Origin of the sequence: Pseudomonas sp. 91RF (assembly GCF_003576265.1) — a bacterium.
GTDB classification, from domain to species: Bacteria; Pseudomonadota; Gammaproteobacteria; order Pseudomonadales; family Pseudomonadaceae; genus Aquipseudomonas; species Aquipseudomonas kribbensis.
On sequence record NZ_QWFC01000024.1, the window covers coordinates 91,633 to 105,542 of the forward strand.

The following is a 13,910-nucleotide window of genomic DNA, read 5'->3' on the forward strand; positions in this document are numbered from 1 at the left end:
CCGCTCCGGTCGCACGCCTGATATACAGATAAGTCCTGATCACGATGGCCCTACTGCAGATCGCCGAACCCGGCCAAAGTCCTCAACCGCACCAGCGTCGTCTGGCTGTGGGGATCGACTTGGGCACTACCAATTCGCTGGTCGCTGCGTTGCGCAGTGGTCTTTCCGAGCCGCTGGCCGATGCCGAAGGGCGGGTCATCCTGCCTTCCGCCGTGCGTTATCACGCCGATCGCGTCGAAGTCGGCGAGTCGGCCAAACTGGCCGCGTCCTCCGATCCCCTGAATACCGTGCTGTCGGTCAAGCGCCTGATGGGCCGTGGCCTGTCCGACGTCAAGCAACTGGGCGATCAACTGCCGTACCGCTTTGTCGGCGGCGAATCGCACATGCCGTTCATCGACACCGTGCAGGGCCCGAAAAGCCCGGTCGAAGTCTCTGCCGATATCCTGAAAGTGTTGCGCCAGCGTGCGGAAGCGACCTTGGGCGGCGAGCTGGTCGGCGCGGTGATTACCGTTCCGGCCTATTTCGACGACGCTCAGCGCCAGGCTACGAAGGATGCGGCAAAACTCGCCGGTCTGAACGTACTGCGCCTGCTCAACGAGCCGACCGCCGCTGCGGTGGCTTATGGTCTGGATCAGCATGCCGAAGGCCTGGTCGCCATTTATGACCTTGGCGGCGGTACTTTCGATATTTCGATTCTGCGTCTGACCGGCGGCGTCTTCGAAGTTCTGGCCACCGGTGGCGACAGTGCCCTGGGCGGTGACGATTTCGACCACGCGATTGCCGGCTGGATCATCGAAAGCGCGGGCCTGTCCGCCGATCTCGATCCGGGTGCGCAGCGCAATCTGCTGCAAACCGCCTGCGCGGCCAAGGAAACACTGACGAATGCCGACAGTGTTGTAGTTGCTTATGGTGACTGGAAAGCACAACTGACCCGCGAGGCCTTCGACGCACTGATCGAGCCGATGGTCGCCCGCAGCCTGAAAGCCTGTCGCCGTGCCGTTCGCGACTCCGGTATTGAGCTGGAAGACGTGCATGCCGTGGTCATGGTCGGTGGTTCGACCCGCGTTCCACGTGTTCGCGAAGCCGTCGCCGAAGCCTTTGGCCGTCAACCGCTGACCGAAATCGACCCGGATCAGGTAGTGGCCATCGGTGCCGCGATCCAGGCCGATACACTGGCCGGCAACAAGCGCGATGGTGGCGAACTGCTGCTGCTCGATGTGATTCCGTTGTCCCTGGGGTTGGAAACCATGGGCGGCCTGATGGAGAAGGTAATTCCGCGCAACACCACCATCCCGGTTGCTCGCGCCCAAGACTTCACCACTTATAAAGACGGCCAGTCGGCCATGGCGATCCATGTGTTGCAGGGCGAGCGCGAGCTGATCAGCGATTGCCGCTCCCTGGCTCGCTTCGAATTGCGTGGTATCCCGGCGATGGTCGCAGGCGCGGCGAAGATTCGCGTGACCTTCCAGGTCGATGCCGACGGTCTGCTCAGCGTCTCTGCCCGTGAACTGGGTTCGGGCGTTGAGGCGAGCATTCAGGTCAAGCCGTCCTACGGTCTGACCGACGGCGAAATCGCCAAGATGCTCAAGGATTCGTTCCAGCACGCCAATGACGACAAGGTTGCCCGCGTCCTGCGCGAGCAGCAGGTTGATGCCCAGCGCCTGATCGAAGCGGTGCAGGGCGCTCTGGAGGCGGATGGCGAGCGTTTGCTCGACGCCGAAGAGCGCATGGTCATCGATCTGCAGGTGCAGGAACTGACTGAACTGATGAAAGGTACCGATGGTTACGCCATCGAGCAGCAGACCAAGCGTCTGTCGCAAGTGACCGATGCCTTTGCTGCCCGCCGTATGGATCAGACGGTGAAAGCCGCTCTGTCGGGGCGCAACCTGAATGAAATCGAGGATATCTGATGCCGCAGGTCATTTTTCTGCCCCACGAGAAGTTCTGCCCTGAAGGCATGGTGGTCGAGGCTGAGCCCGGCACTTCGATTCTCGAGCTGGCCCACGAACACCATATCGAGATGGAAAGCGCCTGCGGCGGCGTCTGCGCCTGCACCACCTGTCACTGCATCATTCGCGAGGGTTTCGACTCGCTGGAAGAAGCTGACGAGTTGGAGGAAGATTTCCTCGATCGTGCCTGGGGTCTGGAGGCGCAGTCGCGTCTGGCCTGTCAGGCCATCGTCGGCGAGGAAGACCTCACCGTCGAGATTCCGAAATATTCGCTTAACCATGCGGCCGAAGCGCCGCACTGACTGGTAAGACTGTCATGAGCTACGGTTGGAATGATGTTCAACGTATTGCAGAAGAGTTGGCTGAGGCCAAGCCGGGTGTAGATCCGTATTCTGTCAATTTCGTCGAGTTGCAGCAGTGGATCAAGGAGCTGCCTGACTTCGACGCTAACTCTGGCCGGGTCGGCGAGAAGGTGTTGGAAGCGGTTCAGCAGCTCTGGAATGATGAAATAGACTGATCATCCTTGCAGGTTAGGCAATACCCAAGAACCCGCGTATAATTCGCGGGTTTAATTTTTCGCAAATTACCGTTTCTGGAGTTACACCATGGCTGTTCAACGTACTTTCTCCATCATCAAGCCTGACGCCGTTGCAAAAGGCGCTGCCGGCGAAATCGTTACCCGTTTCGAAAAGGCTGGTCTGAAAGTGGTTGCTTCGAAAATGAAGCAACTGTCCAAAGCCGAAGCTGAAGGCTTCTACGCTGAGCACAAAGAGCGCGGTTTCTTCGGTGACCTGGTTGCTTTCATGATCTCCGGTCCGGTTGTCGTTCAGGTTCTGGAAGGCGAAAACGCTATCGCTCGCAACCGTGAGCTGATGGGCGCTACCAACCCTAAAGAAGCTGCTGCCGGCACCATCCGTGCTGACTTCGCTGAGTCGATCGACGCCAACGCCGTTCACGGTTCGGACTCCGAAGCCGCTGCCGCTCGCGAAATCTCGTACTTCTTCGCAGCTACTGAAGTAACCACTCGCTAAGCATTGGCTTAAGAGTGAAGGTGAATCCATGACTACATCGACTGTTAAAACCAACCTGCTGGGTCTGACCCAGCCGGAAATGGAAAAATTCTTCGACTCAATCGGGGAGAAGCGTTTCCGTGCCGGTCAGGTAATGAAATGGATTCACCACTTTGGCGTCGATGATTTCGACGCCATGACGAACGTCAGCAAGGCCTTGCGCGAAAAGCTCAAGGCTGTTGCTGAAGTTCGCGGTCCCGAAGTGGTCAGCGAGGACATTTCCAGCGACGGCACCCGCAAGTGGGTGGTGCGCGTGGCGTCCGGCAGCTGCGTCGAGACCGTTTACATTCCCCAGGGCAAACGCGGCACTCTGTGCGTTTCGTCCCAGGCAGGCTGTGCCCTGGACTGCAGTTTCTGCTCCACCGGCAAGCAAGGCTTCAACAGCAACCTCACCGCCGCCGAAGTCATCGGTCAGGTGTGGATTGCCAACAAATCCTTCGGCAGTGTTCCGGCCACCATCGACCGCGCCATCACCAACGTGGTGATGATGGGCATGGGCGAACCGCTGCTGAACTTCGACAACGTCGTGGCCGCCATGCATCTGATGATGGATGATCTGGGCTACGGGATCTCCAAGCGCCGCGTGACCCTGTCCACGTCGGGTGTGGTGCCGATGATCGATGAGCTGGCCAAGCACATCGACGTGTCCCTGGCGTTGTCCCTGCACGCACCGAATGACGCATTGCGTAACCAATTGGTGCCGATCAACAAGAAATATCCGCTTAAGATGCTCCTCGATTCGTGTGTGCGCTACATGTCCGCCCTGGGCGAGAAACGTGTACTGACCATCGAGTACACCTTGCTCAAGGACATTAACGACAAGCTTGAGCACGCTGTGGAAATGATCGAGCTGCTCAAGGATATTCCCTGCAAGATCAACCTGATTCCGTTCAACCCGTTCCCGCATTCCGGTTACGAGCGGCCGAGCAACAACGCGATTCGCCGGTTCCAGGATCAGCTGCATCAGGCGGGCTATAACGTGACCGTGCGCACCACCCGTGGTGAAGACATCGACGCGGCTTGCGGTCAATTGGTAGGGCAGGTGCTGGATCGCACCCGTCGCAGCGAACGTTACATCGCCGTGCGCGAATTGAGCGCCGACAGCGATCTGGCACAGAACGCCGCGAACACTAACTAAGAGAGGATCTCTATGTCCCTGCGCTTTGCGCTGCTGTTGCTGTTGGCCAGCCTGTGTGCTGGCTGTGTCCTGTCGGGTGATTACAACCCGATGAAGACCAGCAAGGGCCGCGACGAAGCGCGGGCCGCCTACGTTCAGCTGGGGCTGGGATACTTGCAGCAAGGCATGACCGAACGGGCCAAGGTGCCCTTGAAAAAGGCCCTCGAGCTGGACGGTTCCGATCCCGACGCCAACGCGGCTCTTGGGCTGGTCTTTCAGTCCGAGATGGAGCCGAAGCTGGCCGACGAACACTTTCGCAAGGCACTGTCCTCCCGTCCCGCCGATGCCCGCATCCTCAACAATTACGGCAGTTTTCTCTACGAAGAACAGCGTTACAAGGAAGCCTACGAGCGTTTTGAACAGGCCGCCGCCGATACCCTGTATCCTGAGCGTTCCCGTGTGTTCGAGAACCTCGGCATGACGGCGTCCAAGCTTGGCCAGCGTGATCTGGCCCAGCAGCAACTGGAAAAAGCATTGCGTTTGAACCGTCAGCAACCACGAGCATTGCTGGAAATGGCTGAGTTGTCATTCGAAGACAGGCATTATGTGCCCGCGCGTGACTATTACGACCGTTTCAGCCAGCTGTCCGAGCAAAATGCACGTAGTCTGTTGCTCGCGGTTCGGTTGGCAAAAGTGTTTGAAGATCGCGACAAGGCCGCCAGTGCGGGCCTGCAATTAAAACGACTCTATCCCGGTACGCCGGAATATCAGCAATACCTGTCGGAGCAATGATGAAAGCGGCGCATCCCGAAGTTGTAGCAGCGAATCGCGTTAACCCCGGTGAGACCTTGCGCCAGGCCCGCGAAAGCAATGGCTGGTCGCTGGCCGAAGTGGCCCTCAAGCTCAACCTCACCGTGACTTCCCTGACCAACCTCGAAGCCGGTGCGTTCGACAAGTTGCCGGGGCATACCTTCGCTCGCGGCTATATTCGCGCCTATGCCAAATTGCTCGGCATGGATCAGGCGGTCCTGGTCCAGCAGTTCGACCAGTCCACCGGCACCGACTCCCAGGGCAGCAATGTTCATGCGCTGGGCCGGATCGAAGAGCCGGTTCGTGTTTCCCATACCATTTTGCGGATCGTCAGCCTGTTGCTGCTGATCGCGGTCATCGGCGGCGGCTTCGTCTGGTGGCAGGATCAGACCTCGTTGCGCACCAAGGACCTGACCAGTCTGGCCCCGGAGCACGTTGAAGTCGAAGGCGCCGATGGCACCACGCAGATTCATCCGATCGACGAGCCGGAAGACCAGGCCGTTACCGAAGGTCAGACCGAGGGCGCGACAGCGCTGGCACTGCCCCAATCGGAAACCGCTGCCGAGTCGACCGGTGCCGAGCCAGTCGCTCCGGCAGCCGCACCGGCCGTGCCTGCTGCCCCGGCGGCGACGCCAGCTGCTCCGGCTCATGTCCCGGCACCGGTTGTTGCCACTCCGGCTGCACCTGCCCCTAATGTTCCGGCGACTCCGGCACCGACCGTCACTGCACCCGTTGCCCCGGCAATCCCGGCACCCACCGCAGAAACCACTGCTCCGGCAGCAGGCGAAGGTCAGGTGCAACTGCAGTTCACCGCTGATTGCTGGGCACAGGTCACCGATGGTCGCGGCAAGGTTTTGTTCAGCGGTCTGAAACATAAAGGCGACAGCGTCTCCGTGGCAGGCAAGCCACCGCTGGCCGTGCGTCTGGGTGTTGCCCGGGCTGCGCAGGTCAGCTACAACGGCCAGCCGGTCGATGTCGCTCCGTTCACCAGTGGCGAGACTGCTCGCCTGAAGTTGGGTCAATAAGTCATGCACGGCGAATCTCCAATCAAACGTCGCGAATCGCGCAAGATCTGGGTCGGTAACGTGCCTGTGGGCGGCGATGCACCTATCGCGGTGCAGAGCATGACCAACAGCGACACCAATGATGTCGCTGCCACCGTCGCCCAGATCAACCGTCTGGAAGCCGCTGGCGTCGACATCGTTCGCGTATCGGTGCCGGACATGGACGCCGCCGAGGCGTTCGGCAAGATCAAGCAGCTGGTCAAGGTGCCGCTGGTTGCCGACATCCACTTCGACTACAAGATCGCTTTGCGCGTGGCCGAACTGGGTGTGGACTGCCTGCGTATCAACCCGGGCAACATCGGTCGCGAAGACCGCGTGCGTGCGGTGGTCGATGCCGCCCGTGACCGCGGGATTCCGATCCGCATCGGTGTCAACGCCGGTTCCCTGGAAAAAGACCTGCAGAAGAAATACGGTGAGCCAACCCCGGCCGCGCTGGTCGAGTCCGCACTGCGTCACGTCGAACACCTCGAACGCCTGAATTTCCAGGACTTCAAGGTCAGCGTGAAGGCATCCGACGTGTTCATGGCCGTCGAAGCCTACCGCCTGCTGGCGAAGGAAATCGTCCAGCCGCTGCACCTGGGCATCACCGAAGCCGGTGGATTGCGCTCCGGTACAGTGAAATCCGCCGTGGGCCTAGGTATGCTGCTCGCCGAGGGGATTGGCGATACCATCCGCATCTCGCTGGCGGCCGATCCGGTCGAGGAAGTGAAGGTCGGTTACGACATCCTCAAGTCTTTGCATCTGCGTTCCCGTGGCATCAACTTCATCGCCTGCCCGAGCTGCTCGCGGCAGAACTTCGATGTGGTCAAGACCATGAACGAACTGGAAGGGCGCCTTGAAGACCTGCTGGTGCCGCTGGATGTTGCGGTGATCGGTTGCGTGGTCAACGGCCCGGGCGAAGCAAAAGAAGCCCATATCGGCTTGACCGGCGGTACGCCGAACCTGATTTATATCGACGGCAAGCCGTCGCAGAAACTGACGAATGACAATCTGGTGGACGAGCTGGAAAAGCTGATCCGCGAGAAGGCGGCCGAGAAGGTCGAAGCCGACGCAGCGGTCATCGCGCGCGGCTGATCGAACGAATTAAGGAATTTCTGTGAGCAAGTCCCTGCAAGCCATTCGTGGCATGAACGACATCCTGCCGGAACAGACCCCGGTATGGCGCTACTTCGAAGGCACCGTTTCGCGTCTGCTGGATAACTACGGTTACAAGCAGATCCGCATGCCGATCGTCGAGTTCACCGAGCTGTTCAAACGCTCGATCGGCGAAGTGACCGACATCGTCGAAAAAGAGATGTACACCTTCGACGACCGCAACGGCGACTCCCTGACCCTGCGTCCGGAAGGCACCGCCGCTTGCGTGCGTGCCGTGCTCGAGCACGGCATCACCGGCGGTGGCCAGGTGCAGAAACTCTGGTACATCGGTCCGATGTTCCGTCACGAGCGTCCGCAGAAAGGCCGTTATCGCCAGTTCCACCAGATCGGTCTGGAAGTCTTCAACCTCGACGGTCCGGACATCGACGCCGAGCTGATCATCATGACCTGGCGCCTGTGGGGCGAGCTGGGCATCCGTGATGCGGTCAAGCTCGAACTCAACAGCCTGGGTACCAGCGAGTCCCGCGGCCGTTATCGTGAAGCGCTGGTCGAGTATCTCTCGGCGCACCACGACAAACTGGACGAAGACAGCCAGCGTCGCCTGAAAACCAACCCGCTGCGCGTGCTCGACACCAAGAACGCCGACACACAAGCCGTCCTCGTCGATGCGCCGAAGATGGCCGACTACCTGGATGACGAATCCCGTGCCCACTTCGAAGGCCTGAAGGCCCGTCTGGATGCCGTCGGCATTCCTTACGTGTTCAACCCGAAACTGGTACGCGGTCTCGATTACTACAGCAAAACCGTATTCGAATGGGTCACCGACAAGCTCGGCGCCCAGGGCACCGTGTGCGCGGGCGGCCGTTACGACGGTCTGGTCGAGCAGATGGGCGGCAAGCCGACCCCGGGCGTCGGTTTCGCCATGGGCATCGAGCGTCTGGTGCTGATGCTGGAAACCCTGGAGCAGATCCCGCAAGAACTCGCCCGTCAGGTCGACGTCTACCTCTGCGCCTTCGGCGAAGAAGCGGAGCTGGCCGGTCTGGCCCTGGCCGAGCGTGTACGCGACCAGTTGCCTAACCTGCGCCTGCAGGTCAATGCCGGTGCCGGCAGCTTCAAGAGCCAGTTCAAGAAAGCCGACAAGAGCGGTGCGCTGTACGCACTGATCCTCGGTGACGACGAAATGGCCCAGCAAGTGGTAGGTTTCAAACCCCTGCGTGGCCAGGGCGAACAACAAAGCATTGCCTGGGATGCGCTTGCCGCTCACCTGGCCACCTGCGTCGTGCAGGGTTGAAGCTGTTTAAACAGCCGATTTAGCGATTAAGGAGTATTGGGGTGTCGAGTACCGAAGACGAACAGTTGGCGGATTTGAAGGACTGGTGGACACGCAACGGCAAACCTCTGGTCACTGGCGGCCTGTTGGCGCTGGTCATCGTGTTCGGCTGGCAGGCATTTCACAAGTATCAGAGCAACCAGTCGCAAGGCGCCTCGGTGCTCTATCAGCAATTGCTGGAAACCACGCTGACCCCGGACGGCAAGCCTGACGCTGCGCGCGTTGCGGATCTGGCCGGCAAGCTCAACAGTGAATTCGGCGGGACTGCCTACGCGCAGTACGGCAGCCTGTTCGTGGCCAAGGTAGCGGTCGACAGCGGCAAGCTGGACGACGCGGCGACCGAGCTGAAAGCCATCGTTGCCAAACCGGCCAACGCAGCACTGGGCGAAATCGCCCGTCAGCGTCTGGCGCAGGTGCTGGGTGCACAGAACAAGGCGGATGAAGCCCTGAAACTGCTTGAAGGCGATGCCGAAAAGTCGTTCCTGGCCACTCGCGAAGAACTCAAGGGCGACCTGCTGGTACAGCTGGGCCGCACGGACGAAGCGAACGCGGCGTATCAAAAAGCCAAGGCGGCACTGTCGGATGAAGCGGCAGTCGGCGGCCTTCAAATCAAGCTGGACGACCTGGCCAAAGGGGATGCGTGACGTGATCGGTTGGAAGCATGCAGCATTGCTGGCTCTGGCCATTCTGGCCACGGGTTGCAGCAGCAACAGCACAAAAGAACTGCCACCAGCCGAACTGACTTCCTTCAAGGAAGAAGTGGTTCTGCACAAAGTGTGGAGCCGTTCGATCGGTGACGGTCAGGGCGAAACCTACAACATGCTGGTACCGGCGATCGATGGTGACACCATCTACGCCGCCGACGTGACCGGCATCGTGATGGCCATGGATCGCAGCAACGGCGACGTGAAGTGGAAGAAAGAACTGGATGTGCCTGTCTCCGGCGCCGTCGGCGTGGGTTACGGTCTGGTTCTGGTCGGCACGCTGCGTGGCGACGTCATCGCTCTCGACACCATCAACGGTGAAGAGAAGTGGCGCGCTCGCGTGACCAGTGAAGTATTGGCGCCACCAGCCAGCAACGGCGACATCGTGGTCGTGCAGACCCAGGACGATCGTCTGATCGGTCTGGATGCATCCACCGGTCAACAGCGCTGGGTGTATGACAGCACCCCGGCCGTACTGACCCTGCGTGGCACCAGTGCACCGCTCGCGACCAACCGCCTCGCGGTGGCTGGCCTGTCGACCGGTAAAGTGGTCGCTCTGGACATTTCCAACGGCGTGCCGGTCTGGGAACAACGGATCGCGATTCCACAAGGTCGTTCGGAACTGGAGCGCGTGGTCGACATCGACGGCGGTCTGCTGCTGTCCGGCGGCACACTGTACGTTGCCAGCTATCAGGGTCGCGTTGCGGCACTGGACCTGGAAAGCGGCCGTCAACTGTGGCAGCGCGATGCGTCGAGCTACGCCGGTATCGCCCAGGGTTTCGGCAACGTCTACGTGAGCCTGTCCTCGGGCACCGTTGAAGGCGTCGACGAGCGTTCGACCACTGCACTGTGGACCAACGACTCGCTGGCCCGCCGTCAACTGTCGGCTCCGGAAGTGTTCTCCAGCTACGTTGCAGTCGGTGACTTGGAAGGTTACCTGCATCTGCTGAGTCAGGTGGACGGTCGTTTCGTCGGCCGCGAGCGCATCGACAGCGACGGCCTGCGTGCCCGTCCGCTGGTGGTGGGTGACACGATTTACGTGTATGGCAACAGCGGCAAACTGGAAGCCCTGACCATCAAGTAATGGTTTGACTATGCTTGGGGTTGAACCCCAAGCGGCCCTGCTCCGTCAGGGTTTGCAACACCCATGGGTGTTGCCCCGAGCACCAGCCGCTGCTTCGCAGCGGCTTTTGTATTTTCTGAAATAACGAAGTGGAGAGCCGCATGGTTCCCGTAATCGCCCTGGTGGGCCGACCGAACGTCGGCAAGTCCACCTTGTTCAACCGCCTGACCAGGACTCGCGACGCCATCGTCGGCGACTTGTCCGGTCTGACCCGTGATCGCCAGTACGGTGAGGCCAAGTGGCAAGGGCGTTCCTACATTCTGATCGACACCGGCGGTATCTCCGGTGACGAACATGGTATGGACGAAAAAATGGCCGAGCAGTCGCTGCTGGCCATCGAAGAAGCGGATGTCGTTCTGTTCCTGGTAGATGCCAAGGCCGGCTTCACCGCCGCCGACCAGATGATCGGCGAACACCTGCGCAAGCGTAACAAGCGTTCCTACGTGGTCGCCAACAAGGTCGACAACATCGATCCGGAAATGGCCCGCGCTGAATTTGCCCCGATGGGCATGGGCGATGCGATCCCGATCGCCGGCGCCCATGGCCGCGGCATCACTCAATTGCTGGAAATCGCCCTGAGCGAATTCCCGAAAGATGAGGACGAGCCGCAGGAAGGCGAAGAGCAGGAAGAAGTTGCCGAAGGCGAGGAAGCCAAGCGCATTCCTGGCCCGAGCGAAAAGGACGGCATCAAGATCGCCATCATCGGCCGGCCGAACGTCGGCAAGTCGACGCTGGTCAACCGCATGCTGGGTGAAGAACGAGTGATCGTCTACGACCAGCCGGGCACCACTCGCGACAGTATCTACATCCCGTTCGAGCGTAACGACGAGAAGTACACGCTGATCGACACTGCCGGTGTGCGCAAGCGCGGCAAGATCCACGAAGAAGTCGAAAAGTTCTCCGTGGTCAAAACCCTGCAGGCGATCAAAGACGCCAACGTGGTGATCTTCGTGATGGATGCCCGCGAAGGTGTGGTCGATCACGACCTCAACCTGCTGGGCTTTGCCCTCGAGTCCGGCCGTGCGCTGGTCATCGCACTGAACAAGTGGGATGGCATGACTCCGGGCGAGCGTGACTACGTGAAGACCGAACTGGAACGCCGGTTGTTCTTCGTCGACTTCGCCGACATCCACTTCATCTCGGCGCTGCACGGTACCGGCGTGGGCAACCTCTACGCGTCGGTGCAGAACTCGTTCAAGTCGGCGGTCACCCGTTGGCCGACCAGCCGCCTGACCCAGATCCTCGAAGACGCGGTCAGCGAGCACCAGCCACCGATGGTCAACGGCCGCCGGATCAAGCTGCGTTATGCCCACCTCGGTGGCGCCAACCCGCCGCTGATCGTGATCCACGGCAACCAGATCGAGAAAGTGCCGAACTCGTACGTGCGCTATCTGGAAAACACTTACCGCCGTGTGCTCAAACTGGTCGGTACGCCGATCCGTATCGAGTTCAAGGGCGGCGAGAACCCGTACGAAGGCAACAAGAACACGCTGACCGACCGCCAGGTCAACAAGAAGCGTCGTTTGATGTCGCACAACAAGAAGGCCAGCAAGAAGCGCCGCGACAAGCGCTGATCCCGGTCATCAAGAGAGAAGGGCGCCGTCTGGCGCCCTTTTTTTATGGGCGCCGGATGGGCTATCCTCGGGCTCTCCCGCGCCGTCGTCAGTGCCGGGGCAGAGCAGGGAACCCCGATGATCAACAGCAAGCTGCCGAATGTCGGCATCACTATTTTCACGCAGATGTCTCAGCTCGCGGCACAGACCGGAGCCATCAACCTGTCCCAGGGTTTTCCCGATTTCGACGGCCCGCAGTCGCTGCGCGATGCGGTCGGTCGGCACATCGCCAGCGGCCATAATCAGTATTCGCCCATGACCGGTCTGCCGGCCCTGCGCCAACAGATTGCGGCGAAGATCGCCCGCAGCTACGGGGTGAATGTCGATGCCGATCACGAGGTGACCGTCACCCCCGGCGCGACCCAGGCGATCTTCTGTGCGATCCAGGCGGTTATCCACAGTGGCGATGAAGTCATCGTGTTCGATCCGGCCTACGACAGCTACGAGCCGTCGGTGGAGCTGGCCGGTGGGCGCTGCGTGCATGTGCAGCTCGGTCTGGATGATTTCTCCATCGACTTCGACAAGCTCAGTGCAGCGCTGAGCCCACGCACGCGGATGATCATCCTCAACACCCCGCACAACCCGAGCGGTGCGCTGATCAGTCGCGCGGAGCTCGACCAGATGGCGGCGCTGATCCGCGATCGTGACATCTATGTGATCAGCGACGAAGTCTACGAACACCTGGTGTACGACGGCGTTCCGCATGTGAGCGTGCTGGCCCATGAAGAGCTGTATCAGCGCGCATTCGTGGTCAGCTCGTTCGGCAAGACCTATCACGTCACCGGCTGGAAAACCGGCTACGTCGTGGCGCCGCCAGCGCTGACTGCCGAGCTGCGCAAGGTGCACCAGTACGTCAGCTTCTGTGGCGTGACGCCGCTGCAATATGCCTTGGCCGACTATATGGCTGAGCATCCGGAACACGTCGAAGAACTGCCGGGCTTCTATCAGGCCAAGCGTGATCTGTTCTGTGATCTGCTGGCGCCGTCGCGATTCAGCTTCACCCGGGTCACCGGCACCTATTTCCAACTGGTCGATTATTCGCAGATCCGTCCCGACCTGAACGACGTCGAGATGGCGATGTGGATGACCCGCGAACATGGTGTGGCGAGCATCCCGGTGTCGGTGTTCTACCAGAATCCACCTGAAGGCCAGCGCCTGGTGCGGCTGTGCTTCGCCAAACGCGAGGAGACGCTGCGGGAAGCGGCGGCAAAACTATGCGTGATCTGAGTGCTTTGCCCGATCTCAACCTGGCGCTGATCCAGACCAGCCTGGCCTGGCATGATCGTCAGGCCAATCTTGAGCATTTCGACGCTTTGCTGGAACAGGCGCGTGGGGCGGATCTGATCATCCTGCCGGAAATGTTCACCACCGGATTCTCCATGGAATCCGAAACCCTGGCGGAAGCCGAAAACGGCCCGACCAGCAAATGGATGAAGGCACAGGCGGCGAAGCTCGATGCGGTGATCACCGGCAGCGTGATTATCCAGGCCGCCGACGGCAGCCATCGCAATCGCTTGCTATGGGCGCGTCCGGACGGCGAAGTGTGGCATTACGACAAGCGCCATCTGTTCCGCATGGCCGGCGAGCACAATCACTACACGCCCGGCGAACGCCAGGTGCAGTTCGAGCTCAAGGGCTGGCGCATCCGGCCGCTGATTTGCTACGACTTGCGTTTCCCGGTGTGGAGTCGCGATGCACAAGACACCAACCTGCTGCTGTACACCGCCAACTGGCCAGGGGCGCGGCGTCTGCACTGGAACCGTTTGCTGCCGGCGCGGGCGATTGAAAACCTGTGCTATGTGGCGGCCGTGAATCGTGTCGGCACTGACGGCAAGGGTTTTGCCTACACCGGCGACAGTCAGGTGCTGGACTTCCAGGGTGAGACCTTGCTGGCGGCGGGGGAGGCGGACGGGGTGTTCAAGGCCGTACTGGAAGCTGCACCGCTGGCGGCTTACCGCGAGCGATTCCCGGCGAATCTGGATGCGGACACGTTCGAGTTCACCTGAGTTTTTGCGTTGTCAGTGCGGGCCTCTTC

General features: G+C 60.6%; 14 protein-coding genes. All 14 read left to right on the forward strand.

Translation table 11 applies throughout. The annotated features are described in order from the left end of the window. Window positions 1-44 precede the first annotated feature (44 nt). A complete protein-coding gene (hscA, locus tag DXT77_RS11735) occupies window positions 45-1,910 on the forward strand; it encodes a Fe-S protein assembly chaperone HscA (RefSeq protein WP_119427714.1) in 1,866 nt (621 codons plus the stop codon). Continuing rightward, entirely contained in the window at window positions 1,910-2,251 is a 342-nt protein-coding gene (gene fdx / locus DXT77_RS11740; RefSeq protein ID WP_041071821.1) for an ISC system 2Fe-2S type ferredoxin, read from the forward strand. Before hscA ends, fdx begins: the two co-directional genes overlap by 1 nt. Before the next feature lie 14 nt (window positions 2,252-2,265). Continuing rightward, window positions 2,266-2,466, forward strand: coding sequence for a Fe-S cluster assembly protein IscX (iscX, locus tag DXT77_RS11745; protein ID WP_085709399.1), 201 nt, complete (start codon window positions 2,266-2,268; stop codon window positions 2,464-2,466). 88 nt (window positions 2,467-2,554) lie between these two features. After that, window positions 2,555-2,980, forward strand: a complete 426-nt coding sequence (gene ndk, locus DXT77_RS11750; RefSeq protein WP_003227894.1) for a nucleoside-diphosphate kinase — start codon at window positions 2,555-2,557, stop codon at window positions 2,978-2,980. A gap of 28 nt (window positions 2,981-3,008) precedes the next feature. Continuing rightward, the gene (gene rlmN / locus DXT77_RS11755; protein WP_119427715.1) at window positions 3,009-4,157 is read left to right on the forward strand and encodes a 23S rRNA (adenine(2503)-C(2))-methyltransferase RlmN; all 1,149 of its coding nucleotides are present in this window, start codon (window positions 3,009-3,011) and stop codon (window positions 4,155-4,157) included. 12 nt (window positions 4,158-4,169) lie between these two features. Then, window positions 4,170-4,928 carry a type IV pilus biogenesis/stability protein PilW gene (gene pilW, locus DXT77_RS11760; RefSeq protein WP_085709401.1) on the forward strand — a complete coding sequence of 253 codons (759 nt, stop codon included), beginning with the start codon at window positions 4,170-4,172 and terminating at the stop codon, window positions 4,926-4,928. Then, window positions 4,928-5,971 carry a RodZ family helix-turn-helix domain-containing protein gene (locus tag DXT77_RS11765; RefSeq protein WP_119427716.1) on the forward strand — a complete coding sequence of 348 codons (1,044 nt, stop codon included), beginning with the start codon at window positions 4,928-4,930 and terminating at the stop codon, window positions 5,969-5,971. The genes pilW and DXT77_RS11765 overlap by 1 nt, the downstream gene beginning before the upstream one ends. Window positions 5,972-5,974: 3 nt before the next feature. Then, window positions 5,975-7,084, forward strand: coding sequence for a flavodoxin-dependent (E)-4-hydroxy-3-methylbut-2-enyl-diphosphate synthase (gene ispG, locus DXT77_RS11770; protein WP_007956680.1), 1,110 nt, complete (start codon window positions 5,975-5,977; stop codon window positions 7,082-7,084). A gap of 22 nt (window positions 7,085-7,106) precedes the next feature. Further along, window positions 7,107-8,396, forward strand: a complete 1,290-nt coding sequence (hisS, locus tag DXT77_RS11775; protein ID WP_119427717.1) for a histidine--tRNA ligase — start codon at window positions 7,107-7,109, stop codon at window positions 8,394-8,396. Window positions 8,397-8,437: 41 nt separating this feature from the next. Next, the gene (locus tag DXT77_RS11780; protein ID WP_119427718.1) at window positions 8,438-9,079 is read left to right on the forward strand and encodes a tetratricopeptide repeat protein; all 642 of its coding nucleotides are present in this window, start codon (window positions 8,438-8,440) and stop codon (window positions 9,077-9,079) included. Continuing rightward, complete coding sequence (gene bamB, locus DXT77_RS11785) at window positions 9,072-10,223, forward strand: outer membrane protein assembly factor BamB (RefSeq protein WP_085734103.1); 1,152 nt, start codon at window positions 9,072-9,074, stop codon at window positions 10,221-10,223. Before DXT77_RS11780 ends, bamB begins: the two co-directional genes overlap by 8 nt. Window positions 10,224-10,363: 140 nt before the next feature. Beyond that, a complete protein-coding gene (der, locus tag DXT77_RS11790; RefSeq protein ID WP_085699823.1) occupies window positions 10,364-11,836 on the forward strand; it encodes a ribosome biogenesis GTPase Der in 1,473 nt (490 codons plus the stop codon). Between the two features lie 117 nt (window positions 11,837-11,953). Next, window positions 11,954-13,102, forward strand: coding sequence for a pyridoxal phosphate-dependent aminotransferase (locus DXT77_RS11795; RefSeq protein ID WP_119427946.1), 1,149 nt, complete (start codon window positions 11,954-11,956; stop codon window positions 13,100-13,102). Continuing rightward, entirely contained in the window at window positions 13,090-13,881 is a 792-nt protein-coding gene (locus DXT77_RS11800) for an amidohydrolase (RefSeq protein ID WP_119427719.1), read from the forward strand. Before DXT77_RS11795 ends, DXT77_RS11800 begins: the two co-directional genes overlap by 13 nt. The last annotated feature ends 29 nt before the right edge of the window (window positions 13,882-13,910 follow it).

What these genes read in the sequence shown, in the direction of transcription:
- hscA (WP_119427714.1), top strand. Translation starts at nt 45, where the DNA reads ATGGCCCTACTGCAGATCGCCGAACCCGGCCAAAGTCCTCAACCGCAC.
- fdx (WP_041071821.1), top strand. Translation starts at nt 1,910, where the DNA reads ATGCCGCAGGTCATTTTTCTGCCCCACGAGAAGTTCTGCCCTGAAGGC.
- iscX (WP_085709399.1), top strand. Translation starts at nt 2,266, where the DNA reads ATGAGCTACGGTTGGAATGATGTTCAACGTATTGCAGAAGAGTTGGCT.
- ndk (WP_003227894.1), top strand. Translation starts at nt 2,555, where the DNA reads ATGGCTGTTCAACGTACTTTCTCCATCATCAAGCCTGACGCCGTTGCA.
- rlmN (WP_119427715.1), top strand. Translation starts at nt 3,009, where the DNA reads ATGACTACATCGACTGTTAAAACCAACCTGCTGGGTCTGACCCAGCCG.
- pilW (WP_085709401.1), top strand. Translation starts at nt 4,170, where the DNA reads ATGTCCCTGCGCTTTGCGCTGCTGTTGCTGTTGGCCAGCCTGTGTGCT.
- DXT77_RS11765 (WP_119427716.1), top strand. Translation starts at nt 4,928, where the DNA reads ATGAAAGCGGCGCATCCCGAAGTTGTAGCAGCGAATCGCGTTAACCCC.
- ispG (WP_007956680.1), top strand. Translation starts at nt 5,975, where the DNA reads ATGCACGGCGAATCTCCAATCAAACGTCGCGAATCGCGCAAGATCTGG.
- bamB (WP_085734103.1), top strand. Translation starts at nt 9,072, where the DNA reads ATGCGTGACGTGATCGGTTGGAAGCATGCAGCATTGCTGGCTCTGGCC.
- der (WP_085699823.1), top strand. Translation starts at nt 10,364, where the DNA reads ATGGTTCCCGTAATCGCCCTGGTGGGCCGACCGAACGTCGGCAAGTCC.
- DXT77_RS11795 (WP_119427946.1), top strand. Translation starts at nt 11,954, where the DNA reads ATGATCAACAGCAAGCTGCCGAATGTCGGCATCACTATTTTCACGCAG.
- DXT77_RS11800 (WP_119427719.1), top strand. Translation starts at nt 13,090, where the DNA reads ATGCGTGATCTGAGTGCTTTGCCCGATCTCAACCTGGCGCTGATCCAG.